We start from the raw sequence: 20071 nt of genomic DNA on the forward strand, positions 1-20071 counted from the left end.
GCCAGATGCTAGACCGCAATCGAGGGCAGGGCCAGTCCGGTCAGCGATTGCGCACTGCTGGCTTGCTCGGCCAGCAGCCAATCGACGAAGCGTTCCACCAGTTGCCCCCGGCGTTTGCGCTGCGGTTGCACCACGTAATAGCCAAAGCGCGAAATGACGGTGTCGCTGAACGGCCGGCACAGCCAGTTCTGTTCCAGCAGGTTATCCACCAAGTGACGCCAGCCAATGGCCACGCCCTGGCCGGCGATCGCCGCCTGGATCAGCAAGGTGTAGTTGTCGAAGCGCAACTGACCTGGCGTGGGCGCGGCGCTGAGGCCCAGCTCACGAAACACGCCGCTCCAGTCGAACCACTGGCTGTTGTTTTCCTGGCGCAGGTGCAGCAGGGGGCAGTCGGGCAGGTCCTGCACGCTTATTCGCGTAGCCTGAGCCTTGAGCCACTGCGGGCTGCACACCGGGAAGACTTCCTCGTTGAACAACCACAGGCTGTCACCCTGCTTGAAGCGACCATCGCCGAACAGCACCGCCACGTCGATATCGCTGCGCAACGTGGCGTGGTTGCGTTCGCTGGTCACCAGGCTCACATCCACCTGCGGGTTGGCCTGGTGGAAGCGGTGCAGGCGCGGCATCAGCCAGTAGGCGGCGAAGGCGAAGTCAGTGGCCACTTGCAGCACTTCGTGCTGGCTATGCTGGGTGATAACACCCAAGCCTTGGTTGATCGCCTGCAAGCCGCCCTGAACGTGCTCGAACAACAGCGCGCCGGCGTCGGTCAGTTCGATGCCACGGTAGATGCGGTCGAACAGGCGGATCGCCAATTGTTCTTCCAGGCGCTTGATCTGCTGGCTGATCGCCGGCTGGGTGGTGCCCAACTCCATCGCCGCGGCGGTAAAACTGCGGTGGCGCGCAGCGGCTTCGAATGCGCGCAGCAAATCGAGAGACAAATCACCCAACGCTTCATACATAAGCTGTGCTTATCCTAGACATTGCAATTCATGGGCTTTACCCCTTTTTACGTGGGCCGCATGCTCATTGGCATAAACACCGCCTATGGAATGCCGATAACCCATGAAGCGCAAGAACATTCTTTTCATCATGGCCGACCAAATGGCCGCGCCGCTGTTGCCTTTCTACGGCGCCTCGCCGATCAAGTTGCCCAACCTCAGCCGTCTCGCCGCCCAGGGTGTGGTGTTCGACGCCGCGTATTGCAACAGCCCGCTGTGCGCGCCCTCGCGTTTCACCCTGGTCAGCGGCCAGTTGCCGAGCAAGATCGGCGCCTACGACAACGCGGCCGATTTTCCCGCCGATGTACCGACCTATGCCCACTACCTACGCCGCCTCGGCTACCGCACCGCGCTGTCGGGCAAGATGCACTTCTGCGGCCCCGACCAATTGCACGGCTACGAAGAACGCCTGACCAGCGACATCTACCCCGCCGACTATGGCTGGGCGGTGAACTGGGACGAGCCGCACGTACGCCCCAGCTGGTACCACAACATGTCCTCGGTGCTGCAGGCCGGCCCATGCGTGCGTACCAACCAGCTGGATTTCGACGAAGAGGTGGTGTTCAAGGCCCAGCAGTACCTGTTCGACCATATCCGCGAAGACGGCAATCAACCGTTTTGTCTCACCGTATCGATGACCCACCCCCACGACCCGTACACGATTCCCAAGCCGTTCTGGGATTTGTACGACGACGCTGATATCCCATTGCCTGCTACACCGGCCCAAGGCGATCTCGACCCGCATTCCCAGCGTCTGCTCAAGGTCTATGACCTGTGGAACAAGCCGCTGCCTTTGGATAAGATCCGCGACGCCCGCCGCGCCTACTTCGGTGCGTGCAGTTACATCGACAGCAATGTCGGCAAACTTCTGCAAACCCTGGCAGACACCGGTCTGGCCGACGACACCCTGATCGTGTTCTCCGGCGACCACGGCGACATGCTCGGCGAGCGCGGCCTCTGGTACAAAATGCACTGGTTCGAAATGGCCGCCCGCGTGCCGCTGCTGGTGTACGCGCCGGGGCAATTCGCGGCGGGCCGGGTCAGCGCCGCGGTGTCCACCGCCGACCTGTTGCCGACCCTGGTGGAACTGGCCGGTGGCGAACTGGACCCACGCCTGCCGCTGGACGGCCGCTCACTGGTTCCGCATCTGCAAGGGCAGGGCGGCCATGACGAAGTATTCGGCGAGTACATGGCCGAAGGCACCATCAGCCCGCTGATGATGATCCGCCGGGGTGCCTACAAATTCATCTACAGCGAGGACGACCCTTGTCTGCTGTTCGATGTACACAACGACCCGCACGAGCGGGAAAACCTCAGTCAGTCACCGGAACACCGAACACTGTTCGAGGCGTTTTTGAGTGAAGCGCGGGCTAAATGGGACATCCCGGCGATCCACCAGCAGGTGCTCGCCAGCCAACGCCGTCGGCGCCTGGTGTTCGAGGCGCTGACCCACGGCAAGCTGAAGAGCTGGGACCACCAGCCACTGGTCGACGCCAGTCAGCAATACATGCGCAACCATATCGACCTCGACGACCTGGAGCGCAAGGCACGTTATCCACAACCCTGCCAAGACCAATAACGACAGAGGGAAGGCCATGCAAAAATTAACAGTAGTACTGGGCATCCTGGCGCTGAGCAGTGCCAACGTGTACGCAGACACCCGTTGCGAAACGGTGAAGATGGCCGACCCAGGCTGGAGCGACATCGCCGCGACCAATGCCATCACCGGATTTCTTCTGACGGGCATGGGCTACAAACCCAAGGTCGATACCTTGGCGGTGCCGATCACGTTCGGCGGGCTCAAGGACGGTCAGGTGGATGTGTTCATGGGCAACTGGATGCCCGCGCAGCAAGGCTTCTATGACAAGTTCGTGGCCAACGGCGACGTGGTGCAACTGGCGAAAAACCTCGACGGCACCGAGTTCACCCTCGCCGTGCCGGATTATGTATGGGACGCCGGCGTGCATGATTTTGCCGACTTGAATAAATTCGCCGACAAGTTCGACAAGAAGATCTACGGCATCGGCTCCGGCGCACCGGCGAATATCTCGCTGCAGGAGATCATCAAGAAGAATGACTTCGACCTCGGCCAGTGGAAACTGATCGAGTCCAGCGAACAGGCGATGTTGGCAGAGGTGTCGCGGGCGGTGAAAAGACAGCGCTTCGTCACGTTCCTCGGCTGGACCCCGCACCCGATGAACGTGCAACTGAAAATGCACTACCTCAAGGGCGGCGAGAAGTACTTCGGTGACACCGGCAGCGTCTACACCCTGACACGCAAAGGTTATGCACAGGCCTGCCCGAACGTAGGAAAACTGCTTACCAACTTGAGTTTTACCCAAGAGATGGAGAACAGCATTATGGCCGAGGTCGCCAACAACAAAGTCAGCAATGCCGATGCGGTGAAGGCGTGGATCAAGGCGAACCCGGCGGTGCTGGACAAGTGGCTCGACGGCGTAAAAACCCTGGACGGTCAGGAGGCGTTGCCGGCGGTAAAAGCCAAACTCTAAAGGCTGACATTGTGGGAGGGTCCCCTCCCACACATTTCAGTGTGTACTGATACTCTGATTCAAACCTTTTCAACCGAGTTATAAATGCCCCGGCTCAACCGCCACACACTCTTTCCCTTCCTCAGCTGGCTGACGCAGCAGACCCGGGCCAGCGTCGGCCGCGATGCGATGGTCGGGCTCAGTGGCGCGGTGCTGGCATTGCCGCAGTCGATTGCCTACGCGCTGATCGCAGGCCTCCCACCGGAATACGGGCTGTACGCCGCGATCATCCCGGTACTGATCGCCTGCCTCTGGGGTTCGTCGTGGCACCTGATCTGCGGCCCGACCGCTGCGATTTCCATCGTGCTCTATGCCAGTGTCAGTCCTCTGGCCGTGCCGGGATCGCAGGACTACGTCACCCTGATCCTGTTGCTTACATTTATAGCCGGCGTTTTCCAGTGGCTGCTGGGCATGCTGCGCTTTGGCGCGCTGGTCAATTTCGTCTCCCACTCCGTAGTGCTGGGGTTCACTTTGGGCGCCGCTGTGGTGATCGCGCTGGGGCAACTGCCCAACTTGCTGGGGCTGGATTTACCCAGCCAGGCCACGGCGATCAACAGCCTGCTGGCGCTGATCGAGCACAGTGGCGACTGGGACCACGCCTCCCTCGCCCTGGGCCTCGGCACATTGCTGACGGGGGCACTGCTCAAATACTGGAAACCGCGCTGGCCGACGCTGTTGATCGCCCTGGCCCTGAGCAGTGTGGTGGCCTGGTTGTGGCCGGCGATGTTCGCCCAGGTGGCGCGGGTCAGTTCATTCGTGGGCAAATTACCGCCGTTCAGCCCGTTGCCGATGGACCTGGACACGATCCTGCGTCTGCTGCCGAGCGCAGTGGCCGTGGGCATGCTGGGGCTGGTGACGAGCCTGTCGATTGCGCGCTCGCTGTCGGCTCGCTCGCAACAGTTGCTTGATGCGAATCAGGAAGTTCGCGCGCAGGGCTTATCCAACATCATCGGCGGATTTTTCTCCGGGTACCTGTCAGCCGGTTCGTTTACCCGCTCCGGCCTCAGCTATGAAGCCGGCGCCTGCTCACCGCTGGCCGGGGTGTTTTCCGCGCTGTGGGTGGCGCTGTTCGCATTGTTTGGCGCGGTATTGATCTCACATATCCCGATCCCCAGCATGGCCGCCAGCATCCTGCTGATCAGCTGGGGCCTGGTGGACCATCGCGGTATTCGCGCATTGTTCCGCGTCAGCCGCGCCGAATTTGCAGTGATGGGCCTGACCTGCGTCGCCACCTTGCTGCTGGAACTGCAAACGGCGATTTACGCCGGCGTGCTGGCCTCGCTGTTTTTCTACCTCAAGCGCACCTCGCAGCCGCGGGTCCAGCATTGGCGGGAGGGTGACGAGGATGTGCTGCGCGTCGGCGGCTCGATCTTTTTCGGCGCCAGTCACTACCTGCAGGTGCGCCTGCAGCGGTTGCAGGGCCAGCGTGTGGTGATCGAGGCACAGCAGATCAACTTTATCGACTATTCCGGGGTGGAAATGCTGCACCAGGAAGCGCGGCGCCTGCGCAGGTTGGGGCGCAGCCTGACATTGCGTCGGGCCAGACCGCAGGTGGTCGAGGAACTGAAGAAGCTGGAGGGGGCGGATCACTGCCCCATCCAGTTCGAAGACTGAGGCGAATGTCAGGCCAACTGTCGACGCAATTCAGCCAACACCGGCGCCGATGCCGGGCGCACACCCCGCCACAGGAAGAACGCTTCGGCGGCCTGCTCCACCAGCATGCCCAGGCCGTCCATCGAGACGGCGGCACCGTGCTGCGTGGCCCAGTGGCAGAAGGGGGTGGATTCCCTGGCGTACATCATGTCGTAGCAAAAGGTCCTGCCAGGTTCGATCAGGCTGCTCGCAATCGGCGGTAAATCGCCTGACAGGCTCGCGGAGGTGGCGTTGATGATCACGTCCACCGGCTCACGCAGCCAGTCGAAACCACTGGCGGACACCGGGCCCAGGTCGTCGAATGACTCGGCGAGCAATTCGGCTTTTTCCACGGTGCGGTTAGCGATGATCAACGATGAAGGTCGCTCGGCCAGCAACGGCTCCAGCGCCCCGCGCACCGCGCCGCCGGCGCCCAGCAGCAGAATGCGTTTACCGTTGAGGCTCAACCCCGCGTTGACCGTCAGGTCGCGCACCAAGCCAGCGCCGTCGGTGTTGTCACCCAGCAGGGTGCCATCGGCGAGTTTGCTCAAGGTGTTCACCGCACCGGCGCGCTTGGCGCGCTCGGTGAGGGTATCCGCCAGGCGATAGGCGTCTTCCTTGAATGGCACGGTGACGTTGGCGCCACGACCTTGGTGAAAAAACTCACGGGCGCAGCCGGTAAAATCCTCCAGCGGCGCGAGCATCGTGCTGTAGTCCAGCAGTTCGCCGGTCTGCTCGGCAAACATGCGGTGAATCAGCGGCGATTTGCTGTGGCCGATGGGGTTGCCAAAGACGACATAGCGATCCATCAGTTCGCCGCCTTGGGCGCCGCGATGCCGAGCCAGTCGCGGTCCTGCAGGAAGTAATCGGTCAGAAGCGCTTCTTCGCTGCCGGGCTCGGCTTTCCAGTCATAGCTCCAGCGCACCTGCGGCGGCAGCGACATCAGGATCGATTCGGTACGCCCGCCCGACTGCAGGCCGAACAAGGTCCCACGGTCGTAGACCAGGTTGAACTCGACGTAGCGGCCACGACGGAACTCCTGGAACTCGCGTTGTTGCTCGGTATAAGCCATGGCCTTGCGGCGCTGCACGATTGGCAGGTAGGCGTCGATGTAGGCGTCGCCAATGGCACGGATGAAGGCGAAGCAGGTGTCGAAGCCCCACTCGTTCAAGTCATCGAAAAACAAGCCGCCAATGCCACGCGGTTCGTTGCGGTGCTTGATATGGAAGTAGCTGTCGCACCAGGCCTTGTAACGCGCGTAGACGTCGGGGCCAAACGGCGCACACGCTCGTTCGGCCACGCGGTGCCAGTGGACGCAGTCTTCTTCGTTGCCGTAGTAGGGGGTGAGGTCGAAGCCGCCGCCGAACCACCACACCGCTTCTTCACCTTCTTTTTCCGCGATGAAAAAGCGCACATTGGCGTGGGACGTTGGCACATGAGGATTGTGCGGGTGAATCACCAGCGACACACCGAGCGCTTCAAACCCGCGACCGGCCAACTCAGGGCGATGGGCGCTGGCTGATGGGGGGAGGCCGCTGCCGAAAACGTGGGAAAAGTTGACGCCGCCTTTTTCAATCACCGTGCCGTTCGCGATTACGCGGGTGCGACCGCCACCGCCGGCAGGCCGGGTCCAGGCGTCTTCGATAAAGCGAGTGTCCGTCTCGAAGGTTTCCAGGGCGCTGCAAATGCGGTCTTGCAGGTCAAGCAGGTAGGCCTTTACAGCCTCGGTGCGGGTAGTCATGGCATCACCTTGAATCGGGCAAAGCTACGCGAGGCCATCAGGCGTCGGCGGCAAATGGGCGCACAGGATACCACCGCGCTTAATGAGCACTGCACTTAGGTGCGCGGCAGTTGACGAAGATCAAGCTTAGGAGTCCGATAGGAACCTTCGTGAAAACGACCCAAGGAGAAGTGCAGATGGCCAAGCGTATCCAGTTCAGTGCCCATGGCGGCCCCGAGGTACTTGAATATGTGGACTACACCCCGGCGGAACCCGGCCCACAACAAGTTCGCGTGCGTAATGAGGCGATTGGTCTGAACTTCATCGACACCTATTTCCGCAGCGGCCTCTACGCGCCACCCTCCCTGCCATCGGGGTTGGGCGCGGAAGGGGCCGGCGTGGTGGATGCGGTGGGCAACGAAGTCACCCAGTTCAAAGTCGGCGACCGCGTGGCCTACGGCAGCGGCCCGCTGGGCGCCTACAGCCAACTTCACGTGCTGCCCGCCGCCAACCTGGTGCACCTGCCTGATGGCATCAGCTTCGAACAGGCTGCTGGCGCCATGCTCAAAGGCCTGACGGTGCAGTACCTGCTGCGCCAGACCTATGAGTTGAAGGGTGGCGAGACCATCCTGTTCCATGCCGCCGCCGGTGGCGTGGGCTCGCTGGCCTGCCAATGGGCCAAGGCCCTGGGCGTTAAGTTGATCGGTACCGTGAGTTCGCCTGAAAAAGCGGCGGTGGCCAAATCCCTCGGCGCGTGGGAAACCATCGACTACAGCAAAGAAGATGTCGCACAGCGCGTGCTGGAATTGACCGACGGCAAAAAAGTCCCGGTGGTGTATGACGGCGTCGGCAAGGACACCTGGCTGACCTCACTGGACAGCGTGGCACCGCGTGGGCTGGTGGTGAGCTTCGGCAATGCGTCGGGCGCGGTGGATGGGGTCAACCTGGGGATTCTGGCGGCGAAAGGTTCGCTCTATGTAACCCGGCCGACCCTGGCGACCTATGCCAACAACCCGCAAAATTTGCAGGCAATGGCCGACGATCTGTTTGCGATGATCCACAGCGGCAAGGTACGCATTGATATCAACCAGCGGTATTCGCTGGCTGATGCGGCCAAGGCGCAGGCAGAGCTGTCTGGGCGCAGAACCACTGGGTCGACCATCCTGTTGCCTTGACGCACGGCGTTGCCTGGGTTGGGCCTGCTTCGCGGGCCAGCATGGGCAAACGCCCTCGCCACAAGCCGGGTGCGGGGGTCAAGACGGGCGAACCACCTCGCCCGTTGCCAGGTCGCGAATCAGGCTGGGGTTCTTGCGTCCGCCCAGGGCGCCACCCAGCACCAGGTCCACCTGGCCACGGAAGTACTGCTCCACGCGAATCCGCGTACGCGCGGCCGGACGGCCCTGCGGGTTGGCGGATGTTGAGATCAGTGGCCCCACCAGCGCGCACAAATCCCGCACCAGCGGGTGATCACTGACCCGCAACGCCACCGTGTCATGCACGCCGGTGACCCATTCCGGCAACAGATCCTGATGTGGCACCAGCCAGGTATTAGGCCCCGGCCAAGTGCTGGCCATGCGCTCGATCCAGGTATCCGGGAAGTCTTCGAACAGAAAATCGAACTGGCGGATATTGTCCGCTACCAGGATCAGGCCTTTGTCCACCGAGCGATTCTTGATCGCCAGCAGCCGATCTACCGCCTCTTCATTCCAGGGATCGCAGCCCAGGCCCCAGACCGCCTCGGTTGGATAGGCAATCACCGCGCCTGCGCGAATTTCTCGTGCGGCTTCCAGCACACGCCACCTGTTGACCATGGTTTTACTCTCCGACTAAAGCTCTGCGCAGTTTACCGATCTTCTTTGCAAAACCCAGCAGCACAAACGCTCAGCGGCGCGCGAACCAGCGCCCGTTTTCACAGATTACCTGACCTTCAAGCTCCAAGTCGGTCAGGGCCGCCAGCAACTGGGCCAAAGGGCGCCCGCTGGCAATCGCCAAGGCTTCGCTGGTGTGCGGCGCGGCGCGCAGCAGGGCCACCAGGGGATGGGTTACCGCAATCGGCGCCGGGCACGATAAGGCCTGCCAACCGCGCAAGGCCTCAAGGATATGTTCGATGGTTTCCACCAGTACCGCGCCGTCACGGATCAACTGGTGGCAGCCCTTGGCGCCAGGGTGATGAATGGACCCCGGGATCGCGTACACCTCACGACCCTGTTCGGCCGCCAGTTTCGCCGTGATCAGCGAGCCGCTGGCCATACTGGCCTCCACTACCAGCACGCCGAGGGACAGGCCGCTGATGATCCGATTGCGCCGTGGAAAGTTGGCGGCCTGGGGCGCGGCGTCCAGCGGGAATTCTGAAACCACCGCGCTGCCTTGGGCGATCATCGCCGCGGCAAGGCGACGATGGCGTTGTGGATAAAAATTTTCCAGGCCCGTGCCGAGTACGCCGATTGTCTGGCCGCCCACGTCGAGCGCGGCTTGATGCGCCGCGCCGTCGATACCCAACGCAAGGCCGCTGGTGATGACAAAACCGGCGCCTGCCAGGCTGCGCGCAAACGCAGCGGCGGTGTCCATCCCCGGGCGCGATGCACGTCGACTGCCAACCATCGCCAGTTGCGGTTTCTCCAGGATTGCAGGGTCGCCGGCGATGAATAACAGCGGCGGCGCGTCATAGATCTGGGCGAGCAAGGCGGGGTAATCCGGCTGGTCCCACATCAGCAAATGCTGGTCCGGGCGCTCAAGCCAGGCCAGTGCCTGGCTGGCCCCGTCGCGTATTTCATGACTGCGCCGGGCATCGGCGCTGATGGGCGGCAAGCCCAGGGATCGCCAGGCACCGGCGGGCGCGCTGATGGCTTTAGAGGCGCTGCCAAAGGCTTCTATCAGCAGGCGAAAACGCTTCGGGCCGACGTCAGGCAGCCTGTGCAGGCGCAGGCGAGCTTCCAGCTCTGACGGGGAAATGGCATAGCTGTTTATCGGATTCATTTGATCGTCCTTGACCGGAACAAGCTGTGGATAACTCTGTTGGTAACTTATTTAGCAACCTACTTATTGCGCAGCATGGACAGCCTCGAAACGGTCCATGACCGCCAACGACCGGGAGGCGCTGAGTACCAAAGCGAAGCTGAGCTTTTCATAGGTGCGAAACACCAGCAGCGTACCGGCGGGTGTGTCGGGAAGGGCTACGGACGAACCGCTGAATGGATCCCGGACGCGGGCACCGGCCTTGATCACCGTCAGCAACTGGCCTTCCACCAAGCCATCGCGGCGCCCTTTGTTCAGGGTCACGGCGTCGAGCACGCCGATTTGAGTGACACCTCGGGGGATATCAATGATGTGCCCTTCAACGGACGCCGCAGACGCCGGTGTCACCAGGCGTGCCGGGTCGACAGCCGGCTGGAGTCGCAGCAAGCGATCACCGGGGCGTATCTCTTGTGTCACCCGTTGCACCACCAGCGTGCTCAGATCGCTCGCGCTGACAAAGCGCGCAGTGCCGATATCGTCGGCGTTCACGCCTAGCAGCTCGCGCGTGCGCGGGTCGGTATAGGTCCTGCCGCGTCGCACAATGGCATAGCCGGGTTGGGCGGGATCCAGCACGCCGCGCGCATGCACGCGTTCACCATCAGCCCCCAGGACACGCCCGTTATCGGCGGCAATTACATAGGGCGCGGTGTCCAGGTCCTCGGGCGTATCCAGAATGCGGTTGTGCAATAAAAAACGCTGGATGGCCTGTTGTGTCGAAGGGTCGAGCGCCCGGCCTGGCGGCGGGATCAGCGCCATGGCAAACGGGGCCCACAGCAGCAAGACGAGTAGCGATTTCCTCATGGGGTCAATCTCCTTTATTATGTGCGTTCGCGTGAAATGCCTTGGCCATCGCGGCTTTCGAACGTTTCACACCGGCCGTGTGGGTCCATCCCACCGCCGATTTGCCTTTACCTCACATGTGCAGCAATTACGCTTATGGCTATTTTGAACATCCTCGAATTCCCCGACTCGCGCCTGCGCACGATCGCCAAACCGGTGGCTGTAGTGGACGACAAGGTTCGTCAGTTGGTCGATGACATGTTTGAAACAATGTATGAAGCTCCTGGCATCGGGCTCGCCGCGACGCAGGTCAATGTGCATCAGCGTGTCGTGGTCATGGACCTGTCGGAAGATCGCAGCGAACCGCGGGTGTTCATCAACCCCGAATTCGAACCGCTGACCGATGAGATGGGGGAATACCAGGAAGGCTGCCTGTCGGTGCCGGAGTTCTACGAGAACGTCGAACGCCCGCTGCGTGTGAAGATCAAGGCGCTGGACCGTGATGGCCAACCGTATGAACTGATCGCCGACGGCCTGCTGGCGGTATGCATCCAGCACGAATGCGATCACCTCAACGGCAAGCTGTTTGTCGATTACCTGTCCACGCTCAAGCGTGACCGGATCAAGAAGAAGCTGGAAAAAAAGCATCGCCAGCAAGCTTGATGCCCTTCTTCCAAAGGCTTGCTGCGGCAAGCCTTTTTCTTTTGTGACTGTTTTTAACCGAGAACGCCCATGACCGAGCCACTGCGCATTGTTTTTGCCGGTACACCTGAATTTGCCGCCGAACACCTCAAGGCGCTGCTTGCCAGCCCTTATGACATCGTCGCGGTGTACACCCAGCCGGACCGCCCGGCAGGGCGTGGGCAAAAACTGATGCCGAGCCCGGTCAAACAGCTGGCGCTGGAGCACAACATTCCCGTGCTGCAGCCGCCGACCCTGCGCAACGCCGAGGCCCAGGCCGAACTGGCGGCGTTGCGACCGGACCTGATGGTGGTAGTGGCGTACGGCCTGATCCTGCCTCAGGCAGTACTGGATATCCCGCGCCTGGGTTGCATCAACAGCCACGCCTCGTTATTGCCGCGTTGGCGCGGCGCGGCGCCGATCCAGCGCGCCGTGGAAGCCGGCGACCGCGAAAGCGGCGTGACCGTGATGCGCATGGAAGCGGGCCTGGACACCGGTCCGATGCTGCTGAAAGTCAGCACCCCGATCACCGCCGAGGACACCGGCGGCAGCCTGCACGACCGCCTCGCCGAGCTGGGCCCCCCGGCTGTGATCCAGGCCATCACCGGCCTCGCCGACGGCACGCTGCAAGGCCAAGTGCAAGACGACAGCCTGGCCACTTACGCACACAAATTGAACAAAGACGAAGCACGCCTTGACTGGGGCCGTCCGGCCGTGGAGCTGGAGCGCCTGGTACGTGCCTTCAACCCTTGGCCGATCTGCCACAGCAGCCTCAATGGCGAAGCTTTGAAAGTGCTGGCCGCCACTTTGGCCGACGGCAAAGGTGCCCCCGGTGAAATCATCGCCGCCAGCAAGGAGGGTCTGCTGGTGGCTTGCGGCGAACAGGCGCTGTGCCTGACCCGTCTGCAATTGCCCGGCGGAAAAGCGCTGAATTTCAGTGATTTGTTCAACAGCCGGCGTGAGAAATTTTCCCTGGGTAGCGTGCTCGGGACGGTCACCCAATGAACCCGCGTCTGGCCGCCGCCAAAGCCCTCGCCGCCGTTCTTAATGGCAAGGCATCGCTGAACAGTTCGCTGCCCACGCAGTTGGATAAGGTCGAGGATCGCGATCGCGGTTTCACCCAGGACCTGGCCTTCGGCACCGCGCGCTGGCAACCACGGTTGTCGGCGCTGGCCGCCAAACTGCTGCAGAAACCCTTCAAGGCGGCGGACGCGGATGTCGAGGCGCTGCTGCTGGTGGGTCTCTATCAACTGCTTTACACCCGCGTGCCGGCACATGCCGCCATCGGTGAGACCGTCGGCTGCGCCGACAAGCTGAAAAAACCCTGGGCCAAGGCCTTGCTCAACGCTGTGCTGCGCCGCGCCCAGCGCGAAAGCGAAGGGCTGCTGGCCGAGTTGGAGCATGACCCCGTGGTTCGCACTGCTCACCCGCGCTGGCTGCAGAAATCGCTGAAAGCTTTTTGGCCACAGGAGTGGGAAGCCATTTGCGCGGCCAACAATGCACACCCGCCGATGATCCTGCGGGTCAACCGTCGCCATCACCGCCGTGACGCATATCTGCAATTGCTGACCGACGCCGGGATAAACGCCGCGCCGTGCGTGTACAGCACCGACGGCATCGTGCTTGAGGCGGCTACCGATGTGCGCAGCCTGCCAGGCTTTGCCGAAGGCTGGATCAGCGTGCAGGACGAAGCTGCGCAATTGGCCGCCGACCTGCTCGACCTGGCACCCGGCCAACGCGTGCTGGACGCCTGCTGCGCGCCGGGCGGTAAGACGTGTCACATCCTGGAAGTGGAAAAAGACCTGGCCCACGTGGTCGCCGTCGATCTGGAGGCCAAGCGTCTGGTACGCGTGCGGGAAAACCTTGCACGCCTGGGCCTGAGCGCAGAACTGATTGCCGCCGACGGCCGCGACACAGCCGCATGGTGGGACGGGCAGCCGTTCCAGCGCATCCTGCTCGACGCACCGTGCTCCGCCACCGGTGTAATCCGCCGCCACCCGGACATCAAGCTCACCCGCCAAGCCGACGACATCGTCGCGCTGGCCGCACTGCAAGGCGAGCTGCTCGACGCACTGTGGCCGACCCTGGAAGTCGGCGGCATCCTGCTCTACGCCACATGCTCCACCTTGCCCACCGAAAACACCGAGGTCATCGAAGCCTTCCTCGCCCGCACCAGCGGCGCGCGGGAACTGGACCTCGCCACCGCGGCCGGTATCAAGCAGCCCCATGGCCGACAACTGCTCGCGCAGGAAGGCGGGCACGATGGCTTCTACTACGCCAAACTGATCAAGATCGCCGCCGCGCGCGGCTGACGGTTTAAGGGAGTGACCGGATGAAAATCATCATCCTTGGGGCAGGGCAGGTTGGCGGTACGTTGGCCGAACATCTGGCCAGCGAAGCCAATGACATCACCGTGGTCGACACCGACGCCGAGCGCCTGCGCAACCTGGGTGACCGCCTGGACATCCGCACCGTACAAGGACGCGCGTCGTTTCCCACGGTGCTGCGTCAAGCGGGCGCCGACGATGCGGACATGCTCGTCGCCGTAACCAACAGCGACGAAACCAACATGGTCGCCTGCCAGGTCGCTCACACGTTGTTTCACACGCCGACCAAAATCGCCCGGGTGCGCGAAGCGGCCTACCTGACCCGTGCCGGGTTGTTCGACAACGACGCGATTCCGGTGGATGTGCTGATCAGCCCGGAACAAGTGGTGACTCACTACATCAAGCGCCTGATCGAAATTCCCGGCGCCCTGCAGGTGATCGACTTCGCCGGCGGCAAGGCCCAGTTGGTGGCGGTAAAGGCCTACTACGGTGGGCCGCTGGTGGGTCAGCAACTGCGCCAACTGCGCGAACACATGCCCAATGTGGAAACCCGTGTCGCAGCCATTTTCCGCCGTGACCGGCCGATCCTGCCCCAGGGCGACACCGTGATCGAAGCCGATGACGAAGTATTCTTCATCGCCGCCAAAGCGAATATTCGCGCAGTCATGAGCGAAATGCGTCGGCTGGACGAGACCTACAAGCGCATCGTCATTGCTGGTGGCGGGCAAATCGGCGAGCGGCTGGCGGAGGCCATCGAAAGCCGCTACCAGGTCAAGATCATCGAGATGAGCCCGTCGCGCTGTCGGCATCTGTCCGACACCCTGGACAGCACGGTCGTGCTGCAAGGCAGCGCCTCGGACCGCGACCTGCTGATGGAAGAGAACATCGCCGACGCGGATATCTTCCTGGCGCTGACCAACGATGACGAAGCCAACATCATGTCCTCACTGCTGGCCAAGCGGCTGGGGGCAAAAAAAGTCATGACCATCATCAACAATCCGGCCTATGTGGACCTGATCCAGGGCGGCGATATCGACATCGCCATCAGCCCGCAACTGGCGACCATCGGCACCTTGCTGGCCCACGTGCGCCGTGGCGATATCGTCAGCGTGCACTCCCTGCGCCGGGGCGCGGCGGAGGCCATCGAGGCGATTGCCCATGGCGACTCAAAGTCCAGCAAGGTCATCGGCAAGGCCATCCGCGACATCGGCCTGCCGCCGGGCACCACCATCGGCGCAATCATTCGCGATGAAGAGGTGCTGATCGCCCATGACGATACGGTGATTGCTGCCGGGGACCACGTCATCCTTTTCCTTGTGGATAAGAAACACATCCGCGATGTTGAAAAGCTGTTCCACGTGGGTTTGAGCTTTTTCTGATCAAGGAGTGAACCGATGCTGGAGTCTCTGGAAAAGATGCTCGCAAAGGGCGTGGACAACTCGCTGCTGCGCTTTGGCTTGGGCAAGGGTTATCTGGATTTGAAGGACAATGCGAAGGCGGCGGAGCATCTGCACAAATGCGTCGAGTTCGACCCGAAATATTCGGCGGCCTGGAAGTTGTTGGGCAAGGCGCAGTTGGGGCAGGGTGATAACGCCGCAGCGCGACAGGCGTGGGAGAAGGGTATCGAAGCGGCCCAGGCCCATGGCGACAAGCAGGCCGAGAAAGAGATGGCGGTGTTCCTGAAGAAACTCGAGCGACAAACCTGAGCAGATCGAAAATGTGAGAGGGGCGGTGCGACGATTCGACTTACCCCTTCCCACATTGGGTGTGGCGTTGTTTTTCGATCAGCAGTGGGTCAGTACCACCGCGCTTCACCCGGCGGGCGTTTCTTGAAGCGCTTCATGCTCCACATGTACTGGCTCGGGTAGGCGCCGACATAGCGCTCCACTACCTTGCTCATCGCTGCGCAGGACGTGGCGGTGTCGGTGCTGTACATGTCTTCCGGCGCCGCTTCCAGAATCACCTTATAGCCCGAACCGTCAGGCAGGCGCAGGGCGTGCAGGAACACCCCCACAGCCTTGTGGCCGGCGAGCATGTTGGGCACGAATTTGCTGGTGAGCGCCTGAGTGGCGAAGAACGGTACAAAGATCCCCGCGGATTCCGCCGGCTCGGGGTCGGCGGGAATACCCACCTGGCCACCTTTGCGCACTTCCTTGATCACGCTCAGGATGCCTTCCTTGGTCGACGCAGCTACGCGGTTGCCCAGTTGCACGCGCTGCTTGCGCAGTAATTCGTCCACCGCTTTGAGTTTGGGCGGGCGGTAGAAAATGATCGGTTTGCACTGGCTGCAATAGAAGTGGTTCAACACTTCCCAGTTGCCCAGGTGGCTGGTGATGCCCACCACGCCTTTGCCCGAAGCCAGCGCCTCGTGCAGGACTTCCAGGCCTTCGACTTCACGCACCAGGTCAATGGAGCGTTGGGCCGGCCAGATCCACGCGCAGGCGCTTTCGGTCAGGGACTTGCCGATGTCCATCAGGCTGCGGCCGACCAGGCGCTCACGCTCGGCGGGGTCCATGTCCGGGAAACACTTGGAAAGGTTGATCCGCACCGTGTCGCGTGAGCGGTTGGGGGTTTTCCACATGATCCAGCCGATGGCCGTGCCGACCGCCTGGACAGCGCGCCAGGGCAGCAGGGCAAACAACCGGAGAGCGCCTACCAGCAAGGCGCCTTTAAACTTTTCCACAGGTCACTCCTGATCGTGTGTGGTGCGCAAAGCGCGCATTCTAACCGGCGATGGCCAACTGCGCGTAACGGTCACAGTCCTGGGTGTGATCCATGACCATGCCTGAGGCCTGCATGAACGCGTAACAAATGGTCGGACCGACAAAGGTGAAACCGGCTTTTTTCAAGGCTTTGCTCATCGCCTCGGCCTCGGGGGTGATCGCCGGAACTTCACTGCGGTCCTTGAAGTGATTGATCCTGGGCACGCCGCCAACGAATGACCACAACCACCCCACCGGATCTTCGAGCGCCAGCCAGGCCGCGGCGTTGCGCCGGGTGGCGTTGAGCTTCAGACGGTTGCGCACGATACCGGGGTCGAGCATCAGCGCGTCGATCTCGGCGTCGCTCAGGCGCGCCAGACGCTGGGCATCGAAGCCGAACAGCACCTTTCGATAATGCTCGCGTTTGCGTAAAACGGTGATCCAGGACAGGCCCGCCTGGAACCCTTCGAGCAATAACAACTCGAACAAACCCTGCGCATCGCGCAGCGGCGTTCCCCACTCCTGATCGTGATAAGCCATGTACAGCGGATCTTCAGAACACCAAAAGCAGCGTGGCATAAGGCTCCAGGGGATGGTGGCGCGGCCGAATCGGGTATACTCCCGCTCTTTAAATCGCAGCCCAAGTAACAGGTGAATTTCGTGAGCCAGCCTACGCCAGCCGTGCGTACCTTCCAAGACTTGATCCTCGCCCTCCAGCAATACTGGGCCGAGCAAGGTTGTGTGGTACTTCAGCCCTACGATATGGAAGTAGGCGCCGGCACTTTCCACACCGCTACCTTCCTGCGGGCCATCGGCCCGGAAACCTGGAACGCCGCTTATGTGCAGCCCAGTCGTCGCCCGACTGACGGCCGCTACGGCGAAAACCCGAACCGTCTGCAGCACTACTACCAGTTCCAGGTGGTATTGAAGCCCAACCCGGATAACTTCCAGGAACTCTATCTGGGCTCGCTGAAACACGTCGGCCTCGACCCCTTGGTACACGACATCCGTTTCGTCGAAGACAACTGGGAATCGCCGACCCTGGGCGCCTGGGGCCTGGGCTGGGAGGTCTGGCTCAATGGTATGGAAGTGACGCAATTCACTTACTTCCAACAAGCGGGCGGCATCGAGTGCTACCCGGTAACCGGGGAAATCACCTACGGCCTTGAGCGCCTGGCCATGTACCTGCAGGGCGTGGATTCGGTCTACGACCTGGTATGGGCTGATGGCCCGTTCGGCAAAGTGACCTATGGCGACGTGTTCCACCAGAACGAAGTGGAGCAGTCGACCTATAACTTCGAACACGCCAACGTCGACAAGCTGTTCGAACTGTTCGATTTCTATGAAAGCGAAGCCAAGCGCCTGATCGAACTCGATCAGCCGCTGCCGTTGCCGAGCTACGAAATGGTGTTGAAGGCGTCCCATACCTTCAACCTGCTGGACGCCCGCCGTGCCATCTCGGTGACCGCGCGCCAGCAATACATCCTGCGTGTACGCACCCTGGCGCGTTCCGTCGCTCAAGCCTACCTGCTGGCACGCGCCAAGCTCGGCTTCCCGATGGCTACCGAGGATTTGCGTGATGAAGTGTTGGCTAAGCTGGAGGCTGCACAATGAGTGCTCAAGATTTCCTGGTTGAACTGGGCACCGAAGAGCTGCCACCCAAGGCGCTCAATACGCTGGCCGACGCCTTCCTGGCCGGTATCGAAAAAGGCCTGCAGACCGCCGGCCTGAAGTTTGAAGCGAAAAAAGTCTACGCTGCACCGCGTCGCCTGGCGGTACTGCTGACCGCGCTGGAAACCCAGCAGCCGGACCGCAGCATCAACCTCGATGGCCCGCCACGCCAGGCCGCCTTCGACGCCGAAGGCAACCCGACCCAGGCCGCCCTGGGCTTCGCCAAGAAGTGCGGCGTGGAGCTGAGCGACATCGACCAGAGCGGTCCGAAACTGCGCTTCAGCCAGGTCATTACCGGCAAGCCGACCGCCAGCCTGCTGCCAACCATCGTCGAAGATTCCCTTAACGACCTGCCGATCCCCAAGCGCATGCGTTGGGGTGCGCGCAAGGAAGAGTTCGTGCGTCCGACCCAGTGGCTGGTGATGCTGCTGGGTGACCAGGTCATCGACTGCACTATTCTCGCCCAGAAGGCCGGTCGCGATTCTCGTGGCCACCGCTTCCACCACCCGCAAAGCGTGCGTATTACTTCGCCGGCCAACTACCTCAACGACCTGCGTGGCGCCTACGTATTGGCCGATGCCAACGAGCGTCGTGAGCTGATCAGCAAGCGCACCGAAGAGCTGGCCCGCCTGCAGGAAGGCACTGCCATCGTGCCGCCAAGCCTGCTCGACGAAGTGACCGCGCTGGTGGAGTGGCCGGTGCCGTTGGTGTGTTCGTTCGAGGAGCGTTTCCTCGATGTGCCGCAGGAAGCCCTGATCACGACCATGCAGGACAACCAGAAGTACTTCTGCCTGCTGGATGCGGACGGCAAGTTGCTGCCGCGCTTTATCACCGTGGCCAACATCGAGAGCAAGGACCCGCAGCAGATCATCGCCGGTAACGAGAAAGTCGTTCGCCCGCGCCTGACCGACGCCGAGTTCTTCTTCAAGCAGGACAAGAAGCAGAAGCTGGAAGACTTCAACCTGCGCCTGCAGAACGTGGTGTTCCAGGAGAAGCTCGGCAGCGTCTACGACAAAGCCGTACGTGTTTCCAAGCTGGCGGCCTACATTGCACCACGCATTGGTGGTGACGCAGCCTGGGCCGCGCGTGCCGGCTTGCTGTCCAAGTGCGACCTGGCCACCGAGATGGTCGGCGAATTCCCCGAGATGCAAGGCGTTGCCGGCTACTACTACGCCCTCGACGATGGCGAGCCGAACGATGTGGCCCTGGCGCTGAACGAGCAGTACATGCCGCGCGGTGCCGGTGCCGAGTTGCCGTCCACCCTCACGGGTGCAGCCGTGGCGATCGCCGACAAGCTGGACACCCTGGTCGGCATCTTCGGCATCGGCATGCTGCCCACCGGTAGCAAAGACCCGTACGCCCTGCGCCGTGCGGCCCTGGGGGTGCTGCGCATCCTGATCGACAAGAAGCTCGACCTCGACCTGACCCAGGCCGTGGTCTTCGCGGTCGGCCAATTCGGTGCCAAGGTCAAGCAGGCCGGCCTGGCCGAGCAAGTGCTGGAGTTCGTGTTCGACCGCCTGCGTGCGCGCTACGAGGACGAAGGCGTGGATGTTTCCGTCTACCTGTCGGTTCGTGCCCTGCAACCGGGTTCGGCATTGGACTTCGACCAGCGCGTACAAGCCGTGCAGGCGTTCCGCAAGTTGCCTGAGGCCGATGCGTTGGCTGCCGTGAACAAGCGCGTGTCGAACCTGCTGGGCAAGGCCGAAGGCATGAGCAACGTTGATGTCGACCCGGGCCTGTTTGCCGATGCCAAGGAGTTCTCGCTGAACTCGGCCATCGTCAAGGCAGAGAACGCCGTGAAACCGCTGATCGCCGAGCGCAACTACGCCGAAGCGCTGGCGCGCCTGGCGACCTTGCGTGAGCCGGTGGATGCGTTCTTCGAAGCGGTGATGATCAATGCCGAAGACGCAGGTGTGCGGAAAAACCGCTACGCCATGCTGGCGCGCCTGCGTGGTCTGTTCGTCAATATCGCCGACATTTCGACCCTGAGCTGACC

At 62.1% G+C, this 20071-nt stretch carries 19 protein-coding genes; 11 read left to right on the plus strand and 8 right to left on the minus strand.

All coding sequences use genetic code 11. From position 1 onward, the window contains the following. Positions 1-8 precede the first annotated feature (8 nt). Positions 9-959, minus strand: a complete 951-nt coding sequence (locus QRN10_RS11395) for a choline sulfate utilization transcriptional regulator (protein ID WP_266245231.1) — start codon at positions 957-959, stop codon at positions 9-11. A gap of 103 nt (positions 960-1062) precedes the next feature. On the opposite strand from QRN10_RS11395, the gene betC reads away from it, so the two are divergent. The 3 genes from betC to QRN10_RS11410 all read left to right on the plus strand — a co-directional run bounded on the left by betC (position 1063) and on the right by QRN10_RS11410 (position 5161). Next, complete coding sequence (gene betC / locus QRN10_RS11400) at positions 1063-2577, plus strand: choline-sulfatase (protein WP_285428423.1); 1515 nt, start codon at positions 1063-1065, stop codon at positions 2575-2577. 16 nt (positions 2578-2593) lie between these two features. Continuing rightward, on the plus strand, positions 2594-3508 hold the full coding sequence (gene choX, locus QRN10_RS11405) for a choline ABC transporter substrate-binding protein (RefSeq protein WP_253509862.1): 915 nt from the start codon (positions 2594-2596) through the stop codon (positions 3506-3508). A gap of 84 nt (positions 3509-3592) precedes the next feature. Then, positions 3593-5161, plus strand: coding sequence for a SulP family inorganic anion transporter (locus QRN10_RS11410; RefSeq protein ID WP_285428425.1), 1569 nt, complete (start codon positions 3593-3595; stop codon positions 5159-5161). Positions 5162-5169: 8 nt separating this feature from the next. On the opposite strand, the gene aroE is transcribed toward QRN10_RS11410, so the two are convergent. Both aroE and hemF read right to left on the minus strand, forming a co-directional pair. Continuing rightward, positions 5170-5988, minus strand: a complete 819-nt coding sequence (gene aroE, locus QRN10_RS11415) for a shikimate dehydrogenase (protein WP_181077482.1) — start codon at positions 5986-5988, stop codon at positions 5170-5172. Beyond that, entirely contained in the window at positions 5988-6920 is a 933-nt protein-coding gene (gene hemF, locus QRN10_RS11420) for an oxygen-dependent coproporphyrinogen oxidase (RefSeq protein WP_181077484.1), read from the minus strand. The genes aroE and hemF overlap by 1 nt, the downstream gene beginning before the upstream one ends. 176 nt (positions 6921-7096) lie before the next feature. On the opposite strand from hemF, the gene QRN10_RS11425 reads away from it, so the two are divergent. Further along, positions 7097-8074 carry a quinone oxidoreductase family protein gene (locus QRN10_RS11425; RefSeq protein WP_285428540.1) on the plus strand — a complete coding sequence of 326 codons (978 nt, stop codon included), beginning with the start codon at positions 7097-7099 and terminating at the stop codon, positions 8072-8074. A 78-nt stretch (positions 8075-8152) separates the two neighbouring features. Here QRN10_RS11425 and tsaC read toward each other — a convergent pair whose 3' ends face one another. From tsaC to QRN10_RS11440, 3 genes are all read right to left on the minus strand, one after another. Next, the gene (gene tsaC / locus QRN10_RS11430) at positions 8153-8710 is read right to left on the minus strand and encodes an L-threonylcarbamoyladenylate synthase type 1 TsaC (RefSeq protein WP_027608149.1); all 558 of its coding nucleotides are present in this window, start codon (positions 8708-8710) and stop codon (positions 8153-8155) included. A gap of 70 nt (positions 8711-8780) precedes the next feature. Next, positions 8781-9875, minus strand: a complete 1095-nt coding sequence (gene dprA, locus QRN10_RS11435; RefSeq protein ID WP_253509859.1) for a DNA-processing protein DprA — start codon at positions 9873-9875, stop codon at positions 8781-8783. 63 nt (positions 9876-9938) lie between these two features. Continuing rightward, the gene (locus QRN10_RS11440) at positions 9939-10715 is read right to left on the minus strand and encodes a peptidoglycan-binding protein (RefSeq protein WP_253509858.1); all 777 of its coding nucleotides are present in this window, start codon (positions 10713-10715) and stop codon (positions 9939-9941) included. 135 nt (positions 10716-10850) lie between these two features. Between QRN10_RS11440 and def the strand changes: the two genes are divergently transcribed. The 5 genes from def (at position 10851) to QRN10_RS11465 (ending at position 15408) form a co-directional block, all read left to right on the plus strand. Then, positions 10851-11357: a peptide deformylase gene (def, locus tag QRN10_RS11445; protein ID WP_181077488.1), complete on the plus strand. Its 507-nt coding sequence runs from the start codon at positions 10851-10853 to the stop codon at positions 11355-11357. Positions 11358-11426: 69 nt separating this feature from the next. Next, the gene (gene fmt / locus QRN10_RS11450) at positions 11427-12380 is read left to right on the plus strand and encodes a methionyl-tRNA formyltransferase (RefSeq protein ID WP_285428427.1); all 954 of its coding nucleotides are present in this window, start codon (positions 11427-11429) and stop codon (positions 12378-12380) included. After that, complete coding sequence (rsmB, locus tag QRN10_RS11455) at positions 12377-13687, plus strand: 16S rRNA (cytosine(967)-C(5))-methyltransferase RsmB (RefSeq protein WP_181077492.1); 1311 nt, start codon at positions 12377-12379, stop codon at positions 13685-13687. Before fmt ends, rsmB begins: the two co-directional genes overlap by 4 nt. 20 nt (positions 13688-13707) lie before the next feature. Further along, complete coding sequence (gene trkA, locus QRN10_RS11460) at positions 13708-15081, plus strand: Trk system potassium transporter TrkA (RefSeq protein ID WP_253509855.1); 1374 nt, start codon at positions 13708-13710, stop codon at positions 15079-15081. A gap of 15 nt (positions 15082-15096) precedes the next feature. Then, the gene (locus tag QRN10_RS11465) at positions 15097-15408 is read left to right on the plus strand and encodes a tetratricopeptide repeat protein (RefSeq protein WP_181077495.1); all 312 of its coding nucleotides are present in this window, start codon (positions 15097-15099) and stop codon (positions 15406-15408) included. Between the two features lie 89 nt (positions 15409-15497). On the opposite strand, the gene QRN10_RS11470 is transcribed toward QRN10_RS11465, so the two are convergent. Both QRN10_RS11470 and QRN10_RS11475 read right to left on the minus strand, forming a co-directional pair. Then, positions 15498-16385 carry a lysophospholipid acyltransferase gene (locus QRN10_RS11470; protein ID WP_181077496.1) on the minus strand — a complete coding sequence of 296 codons (888 nt, stop codon included), beginning with the start codon at positions 16383-16385 and terminating at the stop codon, positions 15498-15500. Positions 16386-16425: 40 nt separating this feature from the next. Next, positions 16426-16983, minus strand: coding sequence for a DNA-3-methyladenine glycosylase I (locus QRN10_RS11475; RefSeq protein WP_266245212.1), 558 nt, complete (start codon positions 16981-16983; stop codon positions 16426-16428). An 81-nt stretch (positions 16984-17064) separates the two neighbouring features. Between QRN10_RS11475 and glyQ the strand changes: the two genes are divergently transcribed. Both glyQ and glyS read left to right on the plus strand, forming a co-directional pair. Beyond that, positions 17065-18018, plus strand: a complete 954-nt coding sequence (gene glyQ, locus QRN10_RS11480) for a glycine--tRNA ligase subunit alpha (protein WP_003170711.1) — start codon at positions 17065-17067, stop codon at positions 18016-18018. Continuing rightward, the gene (glyS, locus tag QRN10_RS11485; protein ID WP_285428428.1) at positions 18015-20069 is read left to right on the plus strand and encodes a glycine--tRNA ligase subunit beta; all 2055 of its coding nucleotides are present in this window, start codon (positions 18015-18017) and stop codon (positions 20067-20069) included. The genes glyQ and glyS overlap by 4 nt, the downstream gene beginning before the upstream one ends. The last annotated feature ends 2 nt before the right edge of the window (positions 20070-20071 follow it).

It is taken from the genome of Pseudomonas sp. lyk4-R2A-8, assembly GCF_030209095.1.
Lineage (GTDB): Bacteria > Pseudomonadota > Gammaproteobacteria > Pseudomonadales > Pseudomonadaceae > Aquipseudomonas > Aquipseudomonas quebecensis.